The 21,603-nt window shown below is 39.1% G+C and carries 20 protein-coding genes; 8 read left to right on the forward strand and 12 right to left on the reverse strand.

Going from position 1 to position 21,603, the window contains the following annotated elements:
• Positions 1 to 41: 41 nt before the first annotated feature.
• Together M3O96_RS08185 and M3O96_RS08190 are read right to left on the reverse strand one after the other, a co-directional pair.
• On the reverse strand, positions 42 to 845 hold the full coding sequence (locus tag M3O96_RS08185) for a universal stress protein (RefSeq protein WP_249719851.1): 804 nt from the start codon (positions 843 to 845) through the stop codon (positions 42 to 44).
• Between the two features lie 91 nt (positions 846 to 936).
• Positions 937 to 1,542, reverse strand: coding sequence for a class I SAM-dependent methyltransferase (locus tag M3O96_RS08190; RefSeq protein ID WP_249719852.1), 606 nt, complete (start codon positions 1,540 to 1,542; stop codon positions 937 to 939).
• A 369-nt stretch (positions 1,543 to 1,911) separates the two neighbouring features.
• Between M3O96_RS08190 and M3O96_RS08195 the strand changes: the two genes are divergently transcribed.
• The 3 genes from M3O96_RS08195 to M3O96_RS08205 all read left to right on the forward strand — a co-directional run bounded on the left by M3O96_RS08195 (position 1,912) and on the right by M3O96_RS08205 (position 3,452).
• A complete protein-coding gene (locus M3O96_RS08195) occupies positions 1,912 to 2,808 on the forward strand; it encodes a sterol desaturase family protein (protein WP_249719853.1) in 897 nt (298 codons plus the stop codon).
• Entirely contained in the window at positions 2,789 to 3,040 is a 252-nt protein-coding gene (locus tag M3O96_RS08200; RefSeq protein WP_249719854.1) for a hypothetical protein, read from the forward strand. The genes M3O96_RS08195 and M3O96_RS08200 overlap by 20 nt, the downstream gene beginning before the upstream one ends.
• 76 nt (positions 3,041 to 3,116) lie before the next feature.
• Entirely contained in the window at positions 3,117 to 3,452 is a 336-nt protein-coding gene (locus tag M3O96_RS08205) for a rhodanese-like domain-containing protein (protein ID WP_249719855.1), read from the forward strand.
• Positions 3,453 to 3,532: 80 nt separating this feature from the next.
• Here the strand turns inward: M3O96_RS08205 and M3O96_RS08210 are convergent, their stop codons facing one another.
• Positions 3,533 to 5,125 carry a glucoamylase family protein gene (locus M3O96_RS08210; RefSeq protein WP_249719856.1) on the reverse strand — a complete coding sequence of 531 codons (1,593 nt, stop codon included), beginning with the start codon at positions 5,123 to 5,125 and terminating at the stop codon, positions 3,533 to 3,535.
• Positions 5,122 to 7,551 carry a penicillin acylase family protein gene (locus tag M3O96_RS08215; RefSeq protein WP_249719857.1) on the reverse strand — a complete coding sequence of 810 codons (2,430 nt, stop codon included), beginning with the start codon at positions 7,549 to 7,551 and terminating at the stop codon, positions 5,122 to 5,124. The genes M3O96_RS08210 and M3O96_RS08215 overlap by 4 nt, the downstream gene beginning before the upstream one ends.
• Before the next feature lie 161 nt (positions 7,552 to 7,712).
• Here M3O96_RS08215 and M3O96_RS08220 point away from each other — a divergent pair, with 161 nt between their 5' ends.
• Positions 7,713 to 8,132: a Dabb family protein gene (locus M3O96_RS08220; protein WP_249719858.1), complete on the forward strand. Its 420-nt coding sequence runs from the start codon at positions 7,713 to 7,715 to the stop codon at positions 8,130 to 8,132.
• Positions 8,133 to 8,218: 86 nt separating this feature from the next.
• Here M3O96_RS08220 and M3O96_RS08225 read toward each other — a convergent pair whose 3' ends face one another.
• Positions 8,219 to 8,626 carry a hypothetical protein gene (locus tag M3O96_RS08225; protein WP_249719859.1) on the reverse strand — a complete coding sequence of 136 codons (408 nt, stop codon included), beginning with the start codon at positions 8,624 to 8,626 and terminating at the stop codon, positions 8,219 to 8,221.
• A gap of 165 nt (positions 8,627 to 8,791) precedes the next feature.
• On the opposite strand from M3O96_RS08225, the gene M3O96_RS08230 reads away from it, so the two are divergent.
• Positions 8,792 to 9,394 carry an alpha-ketoglutarate-dependent dioxygenase AlkB family protein gene (locus tag M3O96_RS08230; protein ID WP_249719860.1) on the forward strand — a complete coding sequence of 201 codons (603 nt, stop codon included), beginning with the start codon at positions 8,792 to 8,794 and terminating at the stop codon, positions 9,392 to 9,394.
• Here M3O96_RS08230 and msrB read toward each other — a convergent pair.
• On the reverse strand, positions 9,391 to 10,494 hold the full coding sequence (msrB, locus tag M3O96_RS08235) for a peptide-methionine (R)-S-oxide reductase MsrB (protein ID WP_249719861.1): 1,104 nt from the start codon (positions 10,492 to 10,494) through the stop codon (positions 9,391 to 9,393). The genes M3O96_RS08230 and msrB overlap by 4 nt on opposite strands.
• A gap of 282 nt (positions 10,495 to 10,776) precedes the next feature.
• On the opposite strand from msrB, the gene M3O96_RS08240 reads away from it, so the two are divergent.
• Both M3O96_RS08240 and M3O96_RS08245 read left to right on the forward strand, forming a co-directional pair.
• A complete protein-coding gene (locus M3O96_RS08240) occupies positions 10,777 to 11,355 on the forward strand; it encodes an outer membrane beta-barrel protein (RefSeq protein WP_249719862.1) in 579 nt (192 codons plus the stop codon).
• Between the two features lie 107 nt (positions 11,356 to 11,462).
• Positions 11,463 to 14,168 (forward strand): PQQ-dependent sugar dehydrogenase, encoded by a 2,706-nt coding sequence (locus M3O96_RS08245; RefSeq protein ID WP_249719863.1) that lies wholly within the window; start codon positions 11,463 to 11,465, stop codon positions 14,166 to 14,168.
• A gap of 198 nt (positions 14,169 to 14,366) precedes the next feature.
• Here M3O96_RS08245 and cas6 read toward each other — a convergent pair whose 3' ends face one another.
• From cas6 to M3O96_RS08270, 5 genes are all read right to left on the reverse strand, one after another.
• Positions 14,367 to 15,236, reverse strand: a complete 870-nt coding sequence (cas6, locus tag M3O96_RS08250; protein WP_249719864.1) for a CRISPR-associated endoribonuclease Cas6 — start codon at positions 15,234 to 15,236, stop codon at positions 14,367 to 14,369.
• A gap of 107 nt (positions 15,237 to 15,343) precedes the next feature.
• Entirely contained in the window at positions 15,344 to 16,441 is a 1,098-nt protein-coding gene (gene ychF / locus M3O96_RS08255; RefSeq protein WP_249719865.1) for a redox-regulated ATPase YchF, read from the reverse strand.
• A gap of 11 nt (positions 16,442 to 16,452) precedes the next feature.
• On the reverse strand, positions 16,453 to 17,535 hold the full coding sequence (locus M3O96_RS08260) for an AI-2E family transporter (RefSeq protein ID WP_249719866.1): 1,083 nt from the start codon (positions 17,533 to 17,535) through the stop codon (positions 16,453 to 16,455).
• A 118-nt stretch (positions 17,536 to 17,653) separates the two neighbouring features.
• Positions 17,654 to 17,983 carry a DUF3276 family protein gene (locus tag M3O96_RS08265; protein ID WP_249719867.1) on the reverse strand — a complete coding sequence of 110 codons (330 nt, stop codon included), beginning with the start codon at positions 17,981 to 17,983 and terminating at the stop codon, positions 17,654 to 17,656.
• 175 nt (positions 17,984 to 18,158) lie between these two features.
• Positions 18,159 to 18,506 carry a 4Fe-4S binding protein gene (locus tag M3O96_RS08270; protein WP_249719868.1) on the reverse strand — a complete coding sequence of 116 codons (348 nt, stop codon included), beginning with the start codon at positions 18,504 to 18,506 and terminating at the stop codon, positions 18,159 to 18,161.
• Between the two features lie 145 nt (positions 18,507 to 18,651).
• Between M3O96_RS08270 and M3O96_RS08275 the strand changes: the two genes are divergently transcribed.
• Positions 18,652 to 19,665, forward strand: a complete 1,014-nt coding sequence (locus M3O96_RS08275; RefSeq protein ID WP_249719869.1) for an acyl-CoA reductase — start codon at positions 18,652 to 18,654, stop codon at positions 19,663 to 19,665.
• On the opposite strand, the gene M3O96_RS08280 is transcribed toward M3O96_RS08275, so the two are convergent.
• Positions 19,651 to 21,420 carry a sensor histidine kinase gene (locus M3O96_RS08280; RefSeq protein WP_249719870.1) on the reverse strand — a complete coding sequence of 590 codons (1,770 nt, stop codon included), beginning with the start codon at positions 21,418 to 21,420 and terminating at the stop codon, positions 19,651 to 19,653. The genes M3O96_RS08275 and M3O96_RS08280 overlap by 15 nt on opposite strands.
• Between the last annotated feature and the right edge of the window lie 183 nt (positions 21,421 to 21,603).

Consider the following 21,603-nt stretch of genomic DNA (forward strand, 5'->3'; position numbering starts at 1 on the left):
CTTCTTACCTTTTACCTCCCACTTACTACCTCTCACCTTTTTCACTTGATTACCAAAAGCGGAACATCCGTGTGATAGGCCATTTCAAGGCTTGCACTTTTATTGAATAGGTACTCAAAAAATGTCTTGTTTTTGTAAAACATCACCAGGATAGAACCCTTATTTTTTTTTAAATAAGATTCGATTCCGGCGTTTACATTTGTGGCAGGTTGTACGATAAAGGTGATTTTTTTATCTTTAAACCTTTCATTTAAGACTTCCTCCAGCCCTATCAACCCGAGGTCCTTTTCAAAACTTTCGTCCGTCTTGACATGAAAAAATTCATAAGGCAAGTCCAAGTGGCCGGTGAGTTGGAACAAAGTAGTGAAAAACTTTTCTTCCTCATTATCTAATTCCAGTCCTGTGGAGATTTTTGACCAGTTTTCCCATTTGGCATTTTGGGGCACTGCCAATATAGAAACTTTGCTTTCTTTGATCACATGACCGGTATTTGATCCAATTAGCGCTTTCTTTATTCCGCTTGCACCTTGGGTTCCCATTACAATCAGATCGTATTCCTCTCTGTACGCCAAAGCAGTTACTGTCGAGGCGACAGTACCTTGAACAATCCTGTAATCAACATCAATCCCTAACTCTTTTCCTTTTGCAGCGGATTTTTTAAGCGCTTTTCTGGCATCTGCTTCGATCTGATTTACTATTTCTGTAGCCTGTGAAGCAAAATCATACACTGCATAAAAGGCAAAAAGAAGTGTAATTGAGGCCTTTTCTTTAACCGCAATATTTAAGGCATACTCCAAGGCATTGTTGGCATTGTCTGAAAAGTCTGTGGGAACGAGGATTTTCATAATTTTTGGGTTTTGCTTTTTGAATCTTTCTTTTTTCTATTTAAAGTAAATTTATGCCAATTGCCTTAATAAAAACGTGATATACATCAGTTTATATGTTAATTTTTTCACCAAATAGTCTGATAACATGAGCATCTCCATGATGCCCATTTCCTTCTTCCAAATGTATAATTCCATCAAATTCTTTATCCCATCTGATAGTTGCGAACATGGATTTCAAAATTGTCAAGTCGTAAAGCATGTCTGGATTTTTGGGTCCTCCTGATTGGTACTGAAGCTGATTCTTTCCAAATCCCTCAATGATCAATTTACCACCTACTTCCAAAGCCTCCTCAAACTTGGTATATATTTGTTGGGAAATTTCTTTGGGAAGATGGAAGTATACCAATGAGATCACATCGAAAGATGCAGGTTTGGGAAAATAATCAGTCACATTACAAACTTTATAATCAACATCGAGTCCTTGTTTTTCAGCTTTTTGTAAACAGTTTACCTTTGCGGTTTCGCTTTGGTCGATGGCAGTGACCTGCCATCCCAATGAGGCTGCATACAAAGCATTTCGACCCTCTCCCTCTCCGGGCAAAAGGATTTTACCAGCCGGAAGTGAACCCAAATTAGCCTTCAAAAATTCGTTAGGTAATTCTCCATACAAACCGGGGGTTTGTGAGAATTTATCATTCCAGAAATTATGGTCCACGTTAATTTTTCTTCGAATCTCCTGAAATAATCCAGAGTATTGTGTGATAAAAGATGCTTTTCAGATAAAAATCATGAAGAAATGTAACTTTCGTCACGTTTTGGGGAGCTTATGGTTATTACTTTTGAAATGAAGAAAGGTAGAGAGGGTGATCGGATAAAGAAATACCCCGAACAAAAGGAGGTAATTCTAGATTCCCAAAGAGAAGATTGAAATCATAAGTTGGTCAAAAAAAGTAGGCTTGGGACAAAGGTGGAAATTCCTCCAAGTCGAAAAGAAAGATAATTAGTTGTGGTTTATGGGAGTATCGAAAGAGGGCAATCATGTCGATTGTCCTTTTTCTTTGATTAAAAACGCTACAATATCGAAATGGAGAAATACATAAAGATTATCGGTGATTCCTATTATGGTTATTGGAATTACCTCGTGAGTGAGATGTTTTACCCTTCTTGGTCCAATTACTTCTGGTGGTTATTAGGATTATCAATTGGAGTTTGGTTGCTAGAGATTTTCCGGCCATGGAGAGAAAATCAGGCTGTTTTCAGAAAGGATTTCTGGTTGGACGGCTTCTATATGTTTTTCAATTATTTTCTATTTTCGCTTATAGCCTATAATGCGATTTCAAATGTGGCCGTAGAGGCTTTCAATGACTTTTTAAGAATATTCGGAATTGAAAATACTGTGGCACTTCATATCGAAACCTGGCCTAGGTGGTCTCAGTTTTTACTATTGTTTTTGGTTGCGGATTTTATCCAGTGGAATGTCCATAGGGTGTTGCACAGGGTTCCGATTCTTTGGGAATTTCATAAAGTACACCACTCTGTGGAAGAAATGGGTTTTGCGGCGCATCTGAGATTCCATTGGATGGAAACTATAATCTATAAAACTGTCCAATATATCCCTTTGGCCATGATCGGTTTTGGACTGAAGGATTTTTTTATTGTGCATATATTCACCACCGCCATCGGTCATCTCAACCATGCTAACCTCCGAATCACCTATGGACCATTAAAATATATCCTCAATAACCCCATTATGCACCTTTGGCATCATGTGAAAGTTTTGCCAAAGGACAGACCTTACGGAGTCAATTATGGCATTACCCTTAGTGTTTGGGATTACCTTTTTGGCACCAATTACATCCCTCATGAGGGTCGGGATGAGCCCTTGGGTTTTGAAGGAATGGAAGATTTTCCCAAGACTTTTTTTCAACAGATTACTTACCCATTTGTAAAGAGAAAGCAACATGAAAGCAACAATCAATAACTGGCGGTTTGTCATTATTCTAAGCTTGACACTAGGATTGGCGCCCTTTGTACCCGAACCCCATATCTGGGGAAAGATCAAATGGATAGCAGGTGGGGCCAAAGGAATGGCTGTTTTGGATTGGTTGGATTTTGTCTACCATGCCATTCCATGGGTACTCCTGATTAGATTATCCATTCTCCAACTTACCGGCAAACTTCCTAAAAAGATTGAAAATCAAGTTGGAGCATAATTGTATTGTGTGATTTTGGTTACGATCTAATAGCCTTTCTGATCCTAACTTTGTAATCACATAAAACAAGAATACCATGTTTGATTTCTTTAGATCTAAACCAAAAAAATATACAGACCTGTTTTGCGAAGATTTCCAAAAAGGTATGAATGCCAAAGATGCTGTAATCCTTGACGTGAGGACGACCGGAGAATTTCACTCAGGCAAGCTAAAAGGAGCGAGGAACATCGATATGATGAGTCCAAACTTCATGTCCCAAATCCAAAACCTTCCTAAGGAAAAAAAATATTATATCTACTGCAGAAGTGGCAATAGAAGCGGGCAGGTATGTGAAGTCATGAGTGAAATGGGATTTGAAAATACTTATAACATGGCCGGAGGAATCATCAGATGGCCATATGAAATAGTTTAAAATTTTGATTGGGTTGAATGGTGTTAAAGTCCATCGGCAGGAATCTGACCGATGGATTTTTTAATTTTTGGCCTAAACATTTATTGTTCTTCCCATCCACTTTTGTCCATGGAGAAGCCAAGTTTTTCTAAGCCGGAGGAGATTTCAGGCGCTTGCATGAAGAGATTCCAGCCTAGGCCTGTCCGGTAGTTTTCGATCATTCCTACGATTGGGCCTTGGTCAATTGCCAGATACCTTTGGGGAAAAAAATTATGTTCAGGACTCATGGCATCATAAAAGCCATACCTACCGAAAACCTTATCACCATAATTGAAATAAAGGTTTTTCAACACTTTCATAGATTCTTCATAGGTGTAGGGAATGGAAGAGAGTGCGGCGGTAGGAGAAATAACTCCCGTATCATTTCCGGGATGATGTGCATTATAACCATTGATGGAGTAGGAGGCCGTCAATCCCCAAAGATCCTCACCATATCCTTTGAAATTTCCGGGGTTTTCTATGCACCATGCTCTGTTGATCAGTGTATGGTTTTGGTTTTCCAACCAATAATCAGCATAATCATCATTCAATCCCCTCGGGTCCAATCCAATGTAGGAATAATGTGCCCAGAATAAGGGACCACCCATAGATTCGGCTGTGTTATGCTTGAGCTGTAGAGGAAATCCAAATGCCTCAACGGGATTTTTGATGCCTCCTGACCTCGCCCAGCCATCTTGGTATGCTGTCGGGCTGATGGAGTAGGTAGGAGATGCTGCTGCCAAAACATAGGTGATCAGGCATTCATTATAACCTTCCAATGGAAAATTCATTTCCCATCCGAAGTTTGGAGACCAATGCCAATAAAGTGTGTTTTCGCCTCCCTTAGTATGAAAATTCCACTGCATTTCTTCCCAGAGTCTATTGATTCTTGTTGCCAACTTTTTTTCTTCAACATTTCCGTTTTTGTAATATTCCCTAACCGCGATCAATCCCTGTATCAAAAAAGCAGATTCAACAAGGTCAGCGCCATCATCTTTTTTGGAAAATGCCTTGGTCTTCCCTGTTTGTCCATCAAGCCAATGTGCCCAGATACCGTTGTACCGATCGGCTTTTTCTAAGAAAGTAACCATTTTATTAAAGCGGCCAAATCCCTGTTCCTTGCTTATCCAGCCTCTTTCGATTCCTGAGATCAATCCAAAAATCCCAAATCCCGTACCACCTGTGGTGACAATATGAGGGTCATTTGCAGGATAATATCCATCTATGTGAATCCTCTCAGGTGCCATTGCTGAATTAGGTTCTGCGCCGTAATAAAAATACCGGAAGGTATAATATTGGACCATATCCAATAATTCCTCCTCATTCATTTCCCTTGTCTGGGTGTTTATTTCGCCGATTTCTTTGTTGCCTTGGTCGGTGACGGCTTCAATCTTGTATGCGATCTCTTTTCTTACATCCTCTTTGTTCATCCAAAAATCCAACAGCAAAGTGTCAGAAGTTTCTGTTCTTTGGGTAAATTCGCCTCCCTCCAAACTTACAAAAATCAGGTAAGAGTTAGCACCTTCAATTTTTGGCCATTGGAGCTCAATATGACTGTCATATGGGAAGACCTGAATAAGAACTTCATCTTGCTTGCATGACAACAGACTTAAGAAAGCTAGGAAGCAGCAGACAAGTAGGAATCGGATTCTCATGGGGTTATTGGGTTTAAATAAAGATGTTCTATTGCATTTTTTTTGATATTTTCATATCCAAAAGGGACATTGAAAAACCCGTCTGATGCCCAAATAGGAAATAGATTCCGGTAAAAGGGACTTTGCGGATTACCAGATTGTCCTGGAGTGTTGATCCCAATGGTTTTTTCCCAGTCTCCTGTATCGACCACAATCCTAAAGGAAGCGCCAGAAGTATTGTTGTCTCCATATGCATTGGCACCCGGGGTAAAGCTGTAACCTCCTCTCGCAACTGGTCCTGCATCCAATTTTTCTTTCCAAACATCTGATAAGGCTACGCTTAAGGGATGTGAGATATATGCGTGTTTGTATGAATTCTGACCATATTGCCAGTTATTGCTGTTTTTCCCCAGTTTCGATTCTAGTTCCTGAAGTGCCCATTCAAAGCAATCTGCCAGGAACTTATTTCGTTCTAAGGCAGGTTGGTTTGTAAATAGACGGTCTGGATGTCCCATCCACTCCATCACTCGGGTCATCTGAATGGTGCCCACCAAGGTAGTCACTTCATTTGGGACAGCAATTTCTTTTATTTTCTCCCTGATTTTCCTTTCCCATATGACATAGATTCCTGCTTGCACGGAATTCTTTTCCAACTTATAATCCCAGTTTAAAAGCATGTCTCTCAAATCACCGGATTTTTTGTCTTCAAAATTTAGGTCTTTTAAGTAGGGTACCAATGTTCGGGCAGGAAGAGATAAATAGTCATTTTGCAGCATTCCCATATCTTCCACAGTAAAATTTTCACCTTTTCCTAACACTTCCCTGACCCTGTCACCTCTATACGGATCTGCCCATTCATAGCCTAGTGCATTTTTATGAGGATAATCAGAAGGAGTTACATTTTCGTTGGAAGTGGCGATAAAACCAGAGGACGGATTATAACTATGTGGCCTCTCCGCTATCGGTAAATATCCGTCCCATTCCATACTTCCATCACCCAAAGTGGCTACCAGACCTGAAAAACCATTTCTGATTGGAGAAATTCCTGTCGCCTGCCAGCCGATATTGCCCTTTCTTTCAGCCCAAATCATGTTTTCAGCCGGAATGTGGTTGTAAGTGCAGGCATCTCTGAACTCTTCCCATGTCGTGGATTGGTTCATTCTCAAGCTTGCCAAATAGGGTGCACCTCCTTTTTCCAGCCAAGCACATTGGACTGCCACTGCTTTTTTCAACTCCTGATCTACAAATGTCACCGGTCCATGCAGGGTATAGAAATGTTGGACAATTACATCAGCTTTTCCTTTTACCCTTATGGTATCAGTAATAAACTCCATTTCCAGCCATTTTCCTTTATGGAAATATAGTTGGGGGTTTTCAGGATGTATGTCATAGATGCGCAGGTCTTCGTTGTCTGTTTCGAAAATGGTCAAGCCCCAAGCTCCAAATTGGTTGTGGCCTATGGATATTCCTGGAATCACCGGTTCTCCACCTCCCACCACATCCCAGCCCGGCGCATGCAGGTGAACCCAATATCTCAAAGAGGGAACTGCGATCAACCGATGTGGGTCATTGGCCATGATGGGATAGCCACTTTCGGTTAATTTTCCGCTGACCACCCAATTGTTACTTCCGATTGAAAACCTTTCTGTCTCGAGGGTTTCCTGAATGTCGGTTTCGTAATTATTTAATTGAGTTAAGAATTTATCTGGATCGTTTCGGGCCTCCTCGATAATATATTCAGGATGGTAGGTCATGCTTTTGCGAAAAGCATTGTAGGGTGCCAAAATATCTTTGAAAAGCAATTCTTTTGGGATAGACTTGTCAAGATCCAAAATGGGTTCTTTGGGATGGAAATAAAAAATCTCTTTTGTTTTCTCGGGTCCTATAAGGCTTACAATTCGACTATAATTCAATTCATCTTTGACGTTTTCCAATAAGCCTTGATGACGGGAAATGACTACTTCCCAAGTCCAAAATTCAGGTAGAATACCCAAAAGATGGAATTCCACTGGTAATGTGGCGGGTGATTCAAGCGATTCTTTAATGTATGCATTAACTCCTTCTACAAATGAATCCACGATCAATTCACCCCGTGGATGGTAATGGGCTAATTCGGATTTTTTGTCTCCACGAAATTTAAACAACCTTACACCTTTGTCCCGATCCAATTCATTTTCCCCAAATATTTCTGCCATGGTGCCCGTGGCCTGTCGACGCCAGATTTCAAATTGGAAGAGGCGGTCTTTGGCAGCCAAATATCCTTGGGTAAAAAATAGGTCGTGTTCGTTTTGAGCAAAAATATGGTTGATTCCGCTGCTGTCTCTGAATACTTCTACTTCTTGGTGGAGGTTTTGAAGTCCAAGTTGCTGTGAAAAGGCACTTTGGTAAATGGATACAAAGAAAATGATTGTAAGAAAAGCTGCTGTGTCTATACGGATAATTCTCATTCTTTTGTGATTTCTGAAATAGGATTGATTTGAATGCCTATTATAATAATTTGATTTTAAGTTCTTAAAACTATTCTGAATCCATTAAGAAAATTGGATAAACGGTCAAAAGCATTCATCTTTATTTTTCAAATTGCCATAATAACCAAAAACCTTTAACTATGAAAAACCTAAGCATTTTGGCTCTTTCGCTGCTTTTATTTGCAGCTTGCCAAGCCCCCCAAAAAGAAGAAAAAATTATAGAAAAAGTAGTCGAAAAGAAAACTGTTACTATGGACAAAGCATTAAGGCATGTCGTTTTATTTAAGTTTAAGGATGGTACTACAGAAGCAGATGTCCAGAAAGTGGTAGATGCTTTCACTGCACTTCCTTCTAAAATCGATATTATCCAATCCATCGAATGGGGAACCAATAACAGCCCCGAAGGATTGGATCAGGGATTTACCCATTGCTTCTTTCTGACTTTTGCGTCAGAAGAAGACAGGGCTATTTATTTACCACATCCTGACCATAAGGCATTTGGGTCGATTTTGGGACCGCATTTGGACAAAGTTTTGGTAGTGGATTATTGGACCAAATAATCTAAAAGCCGAAAAAATTAAAACTCCAACAGCTTCAAATTCTGTTGGAGTTTTTTATTTGTTGTTTTGAAACCGACTTCAGCAAATCAGTTTTTATTCATTGGTAGCTCAGTGTCTACTTCACCTTTTCCTCCAATTTCTATGATTTCATAGACCACAACTTCGCTTGCTCCTCTCCAGGGAAGTGAATTAAGGTATTCTTTGTACCTCAATTCCACAAACTTGCCACTTGCACGCTCGAGTTGCTCTACAAGTGCCTCATTTTGAACACTAAATCTGAACTCGTTGCTTTGAAGTGCACCCGCGGTGGGACTTTGGAAACCTTCCTGTACGATACGGCCTTCCCAGGTTTTGAAGACATAACCTTTTTTCTCAAAATAATTAAGAGTGCCACCTTTGACACCTTCACTGAATACAAAGTAATACCTCCAATAGAATACTCCTGCAAGGATAATGACTAGGGCAAAAATGCCGATTTTAACGAATTTGTTCATGTTGGTTGGTTTTAAGATTCTTCAAACAATTACTGAAATTGTGAAATTTAAAATATAAATCTACAAACCAATTTCCCATAAATGCTCGAATAAACCAATAATTTATTTTGATATCAGCGTGAAATTCCTTCAAAACCAAAATTCTATTCTACTTGTTATTTGCCTATGCTGTTATTTGAAAATTCCTTTGAAGAAAACCTCCTTCCTTTCAAGGGTGAAGTACATTATTATCCTTCTTTCTTTGATAAATCAAAAAGCGATAAATTTCTAAATCAACTGAAAGAGGAAGTTCTTTGGAGACATGAACCTATTTGGATGTTTGGTAAAAAAGTGATGCAGCCTAGGTTGACGGCGCTATATGGCAATCCACAAATTGCTTATGGCTATTCGGGAATAGAAATGAAGCCTTTAGATTGGTCACCTTTTCTCTCTGAGATAAAAAACCGCATTGAAGATGTAGCAGACACCGAATTCACCCATGTTTTGCTCAACTACTATAGAGATGGACAAGACAGCATGGGATGGCATCGGGACAATGAAAAGGTACTTGGCAACAACCCTGTGATCGGCTCTGTAAGTTTTGGGATTTCGAGGGATTTCCAGCTGAGGCTTTATGCAGATAAATCAAACAAAAGAACCATACTACTAGAGCATGGTTCTTTGTTATTGATGAAAGGAGAGACACAACATCATTGGGAGCATCAAATTCCAAAAAGCAAAACAGTCCGAGGCCCAAGGGTCAACCTGACTTTTAGGAAAATATTCTAATCCACCACCCAAAGCCAATTTTTATATCCTTCTTTTTCCATGTCTTTTTTAGCAATAAATTTCATTGCCGCAGAATTCATACAATAGCGTAGATTGGTAGGTTCAGGGCCATCATTGAATACGTGACCGAGGTGGGAGTCACCTATTTTGCTTCTCACTTCTACGCGCATCATGCCGTAAGCCGTATCGGTTGGTTTGTCAATGAGTCGCGCATCGATTGGTTTGGTAAAACTCGGCCATCCTGAATAGGACTCATATTTATCTGATGAACTGAACAATGGAGCCCCTGAAACAATGCATACATAAATCCCCGCTTCTTTGTTGCCATTATATTCATTGGAAAATGCTCTTTCAGTCTCCTCATGCATGGTGACTTGGTATTGGAGGTTTGTAAGTCTTTTCTTCAATTCGGAGTCAGCAGGTTTTTTGTATTGGTCTTCCAATTTTATAGGCCAATGTTTGGCGATAAATGCATCCCTTCCCGAACCGGTTCTGTAGGCATAATATTCCGTTGGGTTCTTTTTATAATAATCCTGATGGTAATCTTCAGCAGGATAAAAATTCGTGAATTTGATCAAGGGAGTCACAATCGGTTTCTCAAATTTCCCTGACTTAGCCAATTTCTGTAAAGAGGCCTCAGCGGCTTCCTTTTGGATTTTATCATGGTAAAATACCGCAGAGGTGTATTGGAAGCCACGGTCGTAAAAAGAACCCCCTTCATCTGTGGGGTCAAATTGCTGCCAGAAAATTGCCAATATTTCTGAGTAGGAGATGATATCAGGGTTAAAAGTGACTTGGACAGATTCTCTATGCGTTGTTTTTCCACCCGCCACGTCCGAATAGGTTGGGTTTTTTTCTTTTCCTCCGGCATATCCGGAGATAACAGAGTACACGCCATCGATTCCTTCCAATGGGGCTTCTATGCACCAAAAGCATCCACCTGCGAATGTTACCAAAGCTTTTGGACCATTTTGAATTTCCGTGGTTTCATCAGGATTTTGATTATTTTCTTTGCCGTTTTCTGCTTGGGAGCAGGAAAACACGAAAAAGCTCAGAAAGGGTATTAAAACCAAAAGGAGGATATTTTTTTTAATAGCCATGAGTTTATTACTTGTTTTAATATGGTGTATGGAATGAGGCATAGTTTTGGATAATGTCAGTTTGAGTTTTATTGGTTTCAAGGTAATAGAACTTTAAATAAAGTATGATGGAATAAAAATTGCCATTATACAAGAATGCAAACTATATACGTTTAATAACAGCAAATTAGATGATTGTGTTTGCAAATATTGACAATTGTTCCTGATCATATTATCGTTTATATGTCATTCATATAATCTTTTAACAAAAAATTAAATTACACTTTACATAAACCAACTATTATGAAGACTACATTAAAAGCCAGCTTACTCGTTTTTGCCTTGATGGTATTTTACCAATCAGCCAATGCCCAAACTAGGGGAGGATTTGGAATCAAAGGAGGTATGAATTACAATTCCAACGGGCAGTATTTCAAAGATGCGGAAGCGATCTGGGGAGATCCTAAAAATAACCTTGGGTATCATCTTGGGATTTTTGGAAAAATCAATGCAGGTCCAGTATACCTTAGACCTGAAATCAATTACACAAATCTTAAATCAGAAATCAACCTTGTCCAATTGGAAACCCAAAGACTAGATGCACCGATATTGGTAGGCCTCAATCTATTTGGGCCATTGGTATCTGTGTTTGCAGGCCCATCATTTCATTACTACCTCGAAGATGAATTGCGGGATTTTGATTATGAAAAATTCAATGCAGGCTATCAGTTCGGTGTTGGGTTAAGTTTGGGAAATATCGGCCTCGACCTTAGGTACGAAAGAGTACTTAATGGGCAGACAGTAAACATTGATAATGTGGTTACCGGTGATGGAGATTTCAAATTCCAACAGGTAATGTTGGGAATTTCATTTAAATTTTAAATTACCCTTATATCCATTTAAAAAATCCCCTTTCCTCCAAGGGGATTTTTTATTTGTCTGAATCTAATTTTTTATACATTAGGCCTGATCCCAAATTCCTTAGACCTATGAAATTATTTTTAACCTATTTTCTCATACCTCATATAATTATTGCTTTTACTTCCTGCCAACAGGCTGAGGAGGAAAAATTTGTAACTGAAAAGCCGGAGGATAGCCGCTTCACAAAAGTCGCATTGGTAGAAAAATTAGATGAACCAATGGAATTGGAGGTGTTGGGTGATGGTAGGGTCATATTTATTGAGAGAAAGGGTAAGGTTAAAATGTTTGAACCCTCTACTGGCGGAACCAAAGAAATAGGCTTTATCGACGTTTTTTTCGAAAGTGAAGACGGGTTGTTGGGATTGGCAAAAGATCCCGGATTTGATAAAAATAAGTGGATTTACCTTTATTATTCCCCTGTAGGACCTGTCAGCATTAACCGTTTGTCAAGGTTTACGCTTGTAGGTGACCTGATAGACATGGATTCAGAAAAAATCATGTTGGAAATCCCACATTTCAGAGGCTGTTGCCATAGCGGCGGATCCATTGAGTTTGATAGCAAAGGGAATCTTTACCTTTCACTTGGAGATGACACGACACCTTTTGAATCTGACAATTACAATCCCATAGACGAGAGAAAGGGAAGGCCAGAAAATGTCGATGCTCAAAGGAGCTCCGGTAATAGTAATGATCTTCGGGGTGGGATTTTGAGAATTACTCCTCAACCTGACGGCACTTATACTATTCCCGAGGGGAATCTTTTTGCCGTGGGTACTCCAAATACAAGGCCTGAGATTTATGTAAAGGGAAACCGAAATCCATTTAGAATAGCTGTGGATCAGAAAAATGGATACCTGTATTGGGGAGAAGTTGGGCCTGATGCGCAAAATGACAGCCTTGGTAGGGGACCACGAGGCTATGATGAAATCAATCAGGCTAAAAATGCAGGCTACTTTGGATGGCCATATCTGATTGCCAACAATAAGCCATATTGGTATTATGATTTTGATAAGCAGGAAAGTATTTTTGAATATGACCCTCAGGGGCCGATTAACAATTCACCAAACAATACCGGGATCAAGCAACTGCCATCCGCACAACCGGCATTTATCTGGTATCCCTATGCCGAATCTGAAGATTTTCCACAGTTGGGTTCCGGAGGGCGAAATGCTATGGCTGGTCCTGTATATTACCATGATTTGTTCCCAAAGACTGAAGTGAAGTTCCCCAAATACTACCATGGTAAATTGTTTATCTATGATTGGATGCGGAATTGGATTTTTACTGTTACGATGGACAAGGAGTCTAACTTGGATTCAATGGAGCGCTTTCTTCCTTCTGTAGTTTTTGATAAGCCTGTTGACATGCAGTTTGGAGCTGATGGTTCATTGTATATTTTAGAATATGGCACTTATTGGTCCGCTCAAAATGACGATTCCGGATTGTATAAAATTGAATTCAGTGCGGGAAACAGAAAACCTATAGCCAAAGCATCTGTTAATAAAAATCAGGGATCTTCCCCTCTAAAGGTTCAGTTTTCGGGTGAAGGGAGTATGGATTTTGATGAGGCAGACAGTTTACTCCTTTACGAATGGGATTTTGATGGGTCGGGGAAAATCCAATCTAAGGAAAAAAATCCCACATACACTTATGAAAAGAATGGTATATATAAGCCTATTCTGACAGTCCGAGACAAGGAGGGTGAAAAAGCTACCTATCAATTGGAGGTAACTGTAGGCAACGAACCTCCGGTAATTTCCATCCTATTGGATAATAACAGGTCTTTTTATTGGGGAAATCCTATCCTGAATTATCAGGTGACTGTCTCCGATCTTGAGGATGGGGTTATTTCTGAAGATAAAATCATGATCACTTGGGATTATTTAGATAGTGGTTTCGATAGGGTCGAAGCTGCAGAAGGCCATCAGCAAGAGCATCCTTCTATCAATTTATTGGGACAAAACCTAACCGTGAAAAGCGGCTGTAATGCCTGTCACGGCATAGACAATCCTTCTATTGGTCCAAGTTATGCAAGCGTGGCTACTAAATATGAAAGTGATCCATCAGGCAAAAATTATCTGGTGCAGAAAATCACCAATGGTGGAGGAGGAGTTTGGGGAGAGCGACAGATGCCTAGCCATTCCCATCTCTCCCAGGGGGATATTGAACAAATGGTGGAGTACATCCTTTCCTTGTCCCCAAATAAGCAATCCAGTCCCAAAAACCGAATCCCTACCCAAGGAAAATTAAAATTAAACCAACATGTCAAAGAAAATTTAAATGGAACGTATCTCTTGACGGTTAGCTACCAGGACCAAGGGGCTAACGGTATTGCGCCCATCTTGAGAAGGGAACAAATCGTGTTTAGAAATCCTATGCTGTTGGCTGCAGAGGCTGATTATTTTGAAGGAACTGCAAAGGCCAATTGGCAGGACTCAAAAATGATCAAGTTTACAGAGAACCAATCCTATATCGGATTCAATGACATTGATCTTAGTAAAGTAAAGAACCTGATATTTTCGCTCGATCCCAATAAGAAAAGCGGTTGGTTTGAGGTGAGAGTAGGTGGTGTGGATGGAAAGATAATCGGAAAGACTCCTGTTATAAGTGAAGATAATAGACCAAAGAACAACCAGAAAAAATGGTTTGACTACAGTATGGAAATAGAGGAGATGAACGGCAGTGAAAATCTATTCATTATTTTTCACACTGAAACCGGTGTAGATATTTGGGGTTCATTTCTCATGAACTCGGTTAGCTTTAAATCGGACTGATAAATGTAAATGGTATTACCTTTTTTTGAGGAGCCTAAAATTCATCTACAGACAGGACGTAAGCAAGAAGTCGGTTGTTCCTTCATTGGGTCTCCTGTCATGATTTATCCTGAGGGTTGATTTATCTGTATAAATAAAAGTATACCATCTAAAAAAGTATTGAAACAAAAAAACCGGCCTCAAGCCGGTTTTTTTGTTTCAAAGTTCTTCTTGTCCTTCTTCAAATTCCCCAGACTTAGGTCTGTCTTGGGCCTTGTAAGGGACGAAGCCTTCTCTTTTAAACTTATAAGGTTCAGCGCGTTGGTTAGGAGCGTGGTTTGCAAGGTCTAGCATACCAAATCCTTTGTGCGTGAACGCGCCCAAGCCACACTTGAACACGAAGTCTTGTACCTCTGGAGCTGCATATAAGGTAAAAGGTAAGGTGTATCCTCTAACTTCATACTTCACATCCATGTCGTAAACGGAGTAGATTCTAGCAAATTTCTTTTGCTGCTCTCTCAACTTATTCACATAATTCATGTCCGGCACAACTTGGAATTTGTAAAAAGATTCCATTTGTTCTTGGTTGTACCATCCTGATCTTTCCATTCTAGTCAGGGTAGATTCATACAACAGATCAGAAAATTCATCTGTATCCGGGTTAATAAATCTTTTTCCTGATTCATCGTTGAAAGCAGGAGTTAACAATACCAAAGGAGAGATACAAACAAATTTGTTTGATACCTCCAGCGTTGGTTCTGTTTCTTGCTCTGTGTACTCAGGGGAAAGGATGAGGTTTCCTAACTCAATTTTAGGAGTTTCGAATACCTGCTCAAGCAAATAGTCCATAAATTCTTCATTGGGTGATGAAAGCACTAGAGTGACTAAGCTCGAGTAGTAATGAAGTCCACTTCGACTAACTTTGGTCTGACCTTTAAGACCAGAGAAATTGAAGTAATTGTAGTTAAAAAATTCCTCCCTGCCACCTTTCACTATCAATCCTTTTAGGAATTGAGCCAAGATGTACTGGTGATGGAAAGGTAAATAAGCTCCTTTGTTTTTTAACGAAAATATTAATCTTATTCTCACGGGTTTAATAAAAATAGAAATGAAACAATTATTTAAACTTGGTAATTATTCGATAAGCGCAATTCTCACGGTTCTTGCAAAAGTACAAATTAATTTCATAAAAATTGTTATACATTGAATCTAAAATGCATGATATCTCCGTCTTGAACGACGTATTCTTTGCCCTCAATCGATATTTTTCCATTTTCCCTGCAAGCAGCCTCAGATTTGAACATTTCATAGTCCGAAAGTTTAATAACTTCCGCTTTGATAAATCCTCTTTCAAAATCTGTATGTATTACTCCCGCTGCTTGGGGCGCTTTCCAACCCTTTTTGATTGTCCATGCACGGACTTCTTGAACCCCTGCAGTGAAATAGGTAATCAAATCAAGTAATTTGTAAGCCCCGGAAATCAATTTGTTTAACCCGCTTTCGTCCAGTCCGTATTCCCCCAAAAACATTTCCTTTTCTTCCGCATCATCGAGTTCGGCGATTTGGGATTCAATGGCAGCGCAAAGGATAATGACATCCGCATGCTCTTCCTTTACTATTTCTCTCAACTGATCCACATATTTATTGCCGGTCAACAGACTTTTTTCATCTACATTGGCGACATAGAGTACCGGTTTGATGGTTAAAAGTTGGAGGTCTTTTATTGCTTCAAATTCCTCTTTGTCAATCGAAACTGCCCTCGCATTTTTCCCAGATTCAAGTTCAGATTTGAACGTCTGAAGGACATCAAGGTCTTTTCTTGCTCTTGCATCACCTGATTTTGCGATTTTTTCAATTCTGGCGATTTTCTTGTCAATTGATTCCAAATCCTTGAGCTGCAGTTCTGTGTCAATGACTTCTTTGTCAAATTCAGGATCTACACCACCTGCCACGTGCACGATGTTTTCATCATCAAAGCAACGGATTACATGGATGACAGCATCTACCTCTCTGATATTTGCTAGAAATTTATTGCCCAAACCTTCACCTTTGCTTGCTCCCTTGACCAGTCCTGCAATGTCTACAAACTCAATCACAGTAGGAACTACACGATTTGGTTTTACAAGCTTTTCTAATATTGTCAACCTGTGATCAGGAACAGTAACTACCCCTACATTCGGTTCTATTGTACAAAAAGGAAAATTTGCAGCTTCTGCTTTTGCTGCGGAAAGTGCATTGAATAATGTTGATTTTCCAACGTTGGGTAAGCCAACGATGCCACATTGTAAAGCCATTTAAGATTTTTTTACATTTTAAAGATTCTGTACTCTCGGTATCCCCTGTAAAATTCCAACACTGATACCCTGAAAATGGTATATACTGGTATGGCAAATATCATCCCGAGGATTCCGGCGATTTTCGCCCCGGCAAAGATAATAACAAAAATTTCAAGCGGGTGTGCTTTTACAGATTTGGAAAAAATCAATGGCTGTAAAATGATATTGTCAGTCAATTGGACGACACCAAATACCGAAAGGATTTTTATTACCATGAAGGTAATTTCATTTGAATTTTCAAAATTCCCTGTAGAGAGACCCACTACTACCCCAAATGTGGCACCCAAAATAGGACCGGCATAGGGAATCAGGTTAGCCACTGCCGCAAACATCGCAATGGTAAGCGCATAATCGATCTCCATCAAAGTCAGGCCAATTGCCGCTAAGGAAAATACACAAGTAATCTGGATAAGTAGTGCCACCAAATAATTGGATAGGAGCCTTTCTACTTTATTGAATGTCGAAACGGATAATTCGAAATAGGAATTGGGAATAAGATCCATGATATTTCTTCTCAAAAGGCCATTTTCCAACAACAAAAAGAAAGTGATAAAGCCCACTGCCATGATTCCTACAAAAAGTGTACTTGTAGTATTCACTATGGTGTTGACGATTCCTTGATAATTGATGGATCCAAAACTTGAGATCAGTGTTTCCCTGACCTGAAGTATCAAAAAGCCCGGCTCGCTTTTGACAATTTCGTATTTGATCAATAAGTCTTCGATTTTACCAACAGGGTTTTGGATCTGCTCGTACATGTAATCGAGATCATAGGAGGAAATCACCTCAATCTGAGCGGAAATCAATGGTATAAATAATAGGCTGATCAGGAAAATCAATGTCAGCACCAATCCAAAAGATAATAAGATTGCAAGCCATCTTGGGGTATGTTGGCCTATGACATGGAACGAATTGATCCTGTTGGTCAATGGCCGGAGAATCGCTGCCAGGACTAAAGCGAATATAAAGTAGAATGAGATATTTGAAAAATACCAGCCAATTACTAGAAGAAGAATAACGAAAAGCAAAAGGACGATGACCGGCTTCTTCATATTTGATAGAAATATAGGAAAAAGAAACAATCGGTATAAAGCTTATGTGGATTATTAAATAAACCAAGGCACAAACTACATGGCGTTTCTTTTTCCTTTATGATTTAAAAAGTAGGGGTTATTCCCACTTCAGCTCGTCATCTAATTCGGGTTCTGATTCCTCCACATCATATTGGGAGAAATCAACTTCGGGCATCAGCTCATTTTTTACATGGTCTACCGCATGTTGTAGTGCTTCGATAAACTTCCCGAAATCTTCTTTGTACAGAAAGATTTTGTGCTTCTCAAAAACAAAAGTCTCGCCTTGAAGTCTTCTTTTGCTTTCGGTAATGGTGAGGTAGTAGTCATTTGATTTTGTTGATTTTACATCAAAAAAATACGTTCTCTTACCTGCTTTCACTCTTTTTGAGAAGATTTCTTCTCTGTCATTTCCTCTGTGATCTTCCACTTGCCAAAGTTTTTGTTTGATAAAGCTTTTATTTTGAGGACAAGTTAAATCAATTCAAAAATTATATTCAAGGGATTATCTAGTTTTTTTTAGCAAAGGGAGCATTACACAGGTAATTAAGTCAAATTCGCCTCAAATTCTGCTTTAAACAAAAAAAGAGGGGGATTCCCTCCTTTTATTCACCATGCATAAAAAACTTCTTCGACATGAGGTCATCTTCAGCCTCCCGATGATCCGGGTCGTCGACACAACAATCTACAGGACATACCGCAGCACACTGTGGCTCCTCATGGAATCCTGTGCATTCTGTACACTTTTCAGTGACTATATAGTAAAATTCATCAGATCTAGGTATTTGTTTTTCATTGGCATCGATGACGGACCCATCTGGCAGGGTCACTTCTTTTAGCTTAGTACCGCCGGCCCAAGTCCATTCAATTCCGCCTTCGTATATGGCAGTATTAGGACATTCTGGTTCGCAGGCACCACAGTTGATGCACTCATCGGTTATCATTATCGCCATAATCCTCTATTTTTTGTTGCCCAAAATTAACATGCAATTAACCATTCCTGCAATAAAAAGTTGTCATGCTAAGTAATTTTTTTTCGATCCCGCAAAAATCTTAATTGTTTTGAATTGGATATCTTTGCCAAAATAATAGAAAACAATGACCCTCGAAGAGAGAATAGAAGCATTTGCAGAACTCGGTGAACTTATTAAAGACATCTCTGAAGAGAATTTCTTAGCCTTATCAAGGCGTGTTGAAAACACCAATAATTGGTTTACACCCGAGCAGACAAAAAATGCCTTAGATGGGCTACTTGTTTTTTTGGACAGGGAAAGTCTGACCAAGTGGCTGTCCAAATACCATTTTCCCGAAGTCCTAGAGCCAAAATCAATTGGGATTCTCATGGCCGGAAATATTCCCGCGGTTGGGTTTCATGACTTGATGTGTGTATTGATGAGCGGTCACAGGGCATGCATCAAACTCAGTTCCTCAGATCAGTTTCTGATCAAATGGCTAATTGAAAAGTTGATTTCAGTAGCGCCAAGATTTGAATTGATGATCTCTGTAGAGGAAATGCTGAAAAATAAGGATGCCTACATTGCAACAGGAAGTGATAATTCTGCGAGGTATTTTGACTATTATTTTGGCAAATACCCACATATTATCAGGAAAAATAGGACTTCGGTTGGGATTTTTGAAGGAGGGGAGACCGTTGCGGATTTTAGAGAATTGGCAAAAGATATCTTCCAATACTATGGACTTGGCTGTAGAAATGTCTCCAAGATTTTTGTTCCAAATCGGGAAATGCTCATTTCATTTCTAGATGCTATTGAAGTTTATAGCAATGTTGCCAGCAATCATAAATACTTCCATAACTACGAATACAATAAATCCATATTCCTTGTCAACAAGGAAGAGCATCTGGATAACGGCTTTTTAATCCTTCAGGAAAACAAGGGGTTAGTTTCACCCATATCAGTACTATATTATGAAATTTATCAAAACCAAACTGATATGGAAGAATTGATCAATGGGCTGAGCTCCAAAATCCAATGTGTAGTTTCCAGAAAGGGATGGTTTCCAGAAAGCATTCCTTTTGGACAGGCTCAGTGTCCAACTTTGGGAGAATATGCGGATGGCATTGATACCATGGCATTTTTAAATAACCTCTAAGAAATTATCATTGGATTTTGGAAGGTTAAAACTGAACTCGCTGCCTATTCCAAGTTGACTGTTAATAATTAATTCTCCACCGTTTTTGATGATATAATCCTGGACCAGTAACATCCCTAGCCCAGTGCCTGTTGATTTGTCTTTTCCAAGAGTGGTGAATGATTCTCTGTTTTTCAATTTCTCTAAATTTTCTTCCGAAATTCCTAACCCTGTGTCTTTGATTTTGATGGTAACAGATCCTTCATTTTCCTTAAGTATGACGGTCACATAATCCCCTTTTCCGGAAAATTTGATCGCATTACTGAGTAGATTCCTTATGGCGAGGTCAATCATGTTTTTATCTGCAAAAACATGAAGCTGACCATATTTTTGAAGGGTGAGCGTAATGCCTTTTTCCCTTGTAACTTTCTCAAAAAGGGAAACTTGTAGTTCAACAAGTTTGTCGAGTTCAAAAGTGTTTTTCACCAAGAATTCCCCTTTCAATTGACTGCTTGTCCATGCTAATAGATTTTCAAGTAAAATCGAAACCGAATCCATGTTTTTATTGATTTCCGGCAGGATTTGAAAAAATTCTTCTTTGGAAATCACGCCTTCAAAAGACAATTTAATCAATTCCCTTATCCCAAAAATCGGTCCTTTTAAATCATGGGAAATGATGGTGAAAAGTTTGTCTTTGAGGCTGTTCAGGTTTTTTAATTCATCAGCTTGATTTCTGATTTGGTTCTGAATGGATTTTTCCTGGGTGACGTCTTCAAAAATAACCATCCTGCCAAGGAAGTTCCCTTTTTTGTCTTTGATGGGAACATATTCAACAGTTAGGTCTTTTCTTCCTAATTTAAATTCTAAAGTGGAATCACTATCCCTTTTTTCTTCTTTTTTAAGAAAACTTTCAAATTCTGAATCCTTCCCAAAAATCTCTTCAAGTCTTTTTCCAATCAAATTTGAAATCGGCAGCTCCAATATTTTTCCTATAAAAGGATTGAAATCTATGATCCTGAAATTGGGATCAAAAACCAGAATGCCTTTGGTGATTACTTCAAAAACCTTGTCTCTGGCGATCGGTTTAATGCTAAACAGGTCAAATCTTAACAGGCCTATTCCCACAAAAATATACATGATCAAAAACGCATAGGGAGTAAGGTCGATGTGGCCAAAGGGTCTGAATCCAAGTAAATATATAATGTTAAATGCCCACGGAAATAACCCGGCGAGCACCAAAAGATTGTTTTGTTTTTTGAAAATGGGATCTGCGTTTTTGAATTTATAAAGCAGGATTATAATCCCAATGGATAGAGAAATGTAAAAAAAAGAAAGGTGCACATAATACCAAGGACCAATAGTGATGGCCAATAATGGGAATGGTCCGGAATCATCTACCATGACATGCCGATAGTGCAGGTGGTGGTATTCATTTGTCAAAACCATGAAAAAAGTTATAGCTGGAATCACAAAAATCATCAATGCGACGGTTGGATTAGAATATTTTTCCAAGCCTGAATACTTAAGACAAAACCAAAGCCATGTGCCAGGTGCCATCGCAATTCCAATGTACTCGATCTTGATCCAAAAAAGCATGTCCTCAAGACTCTTGACCGAAAGCTCAAATCCATAAGCCAAAGCCCAGATAGAAACGAACAACATGGTTAATGCAAACCACCTCACCGAATCCCCAAGCCTGTAAATGATTACAGTAGAAATCGCTGCTACAATTATTCCCGACACCAAAAGGGTGATCGAAAAAATATTTAGGTTCACGGTATTTTGGATTTGATTAAGAGAGGAAATGTAAACATTTTTATAACCAAAGGATAGGATTATTTTGTGGTATGGTTTTGCAGTTTGGCCGTTTTGGATGAAATTTCAAGCATTTTTTATCTGATTGGAGACAAAAAACACTTTATTGAGTTTGAAAAGATTTTTTTAAAAAAGGAAAATCTA

The organism is Aquiflexum sp. TKW24L, from assembly GCF_023502205.1.
Classification (GTDB): Bacteria; Bacteroidota; Bacteroidia; order Cytophagales; family Cyclobacteriaceae; genus Cognataquiflexum.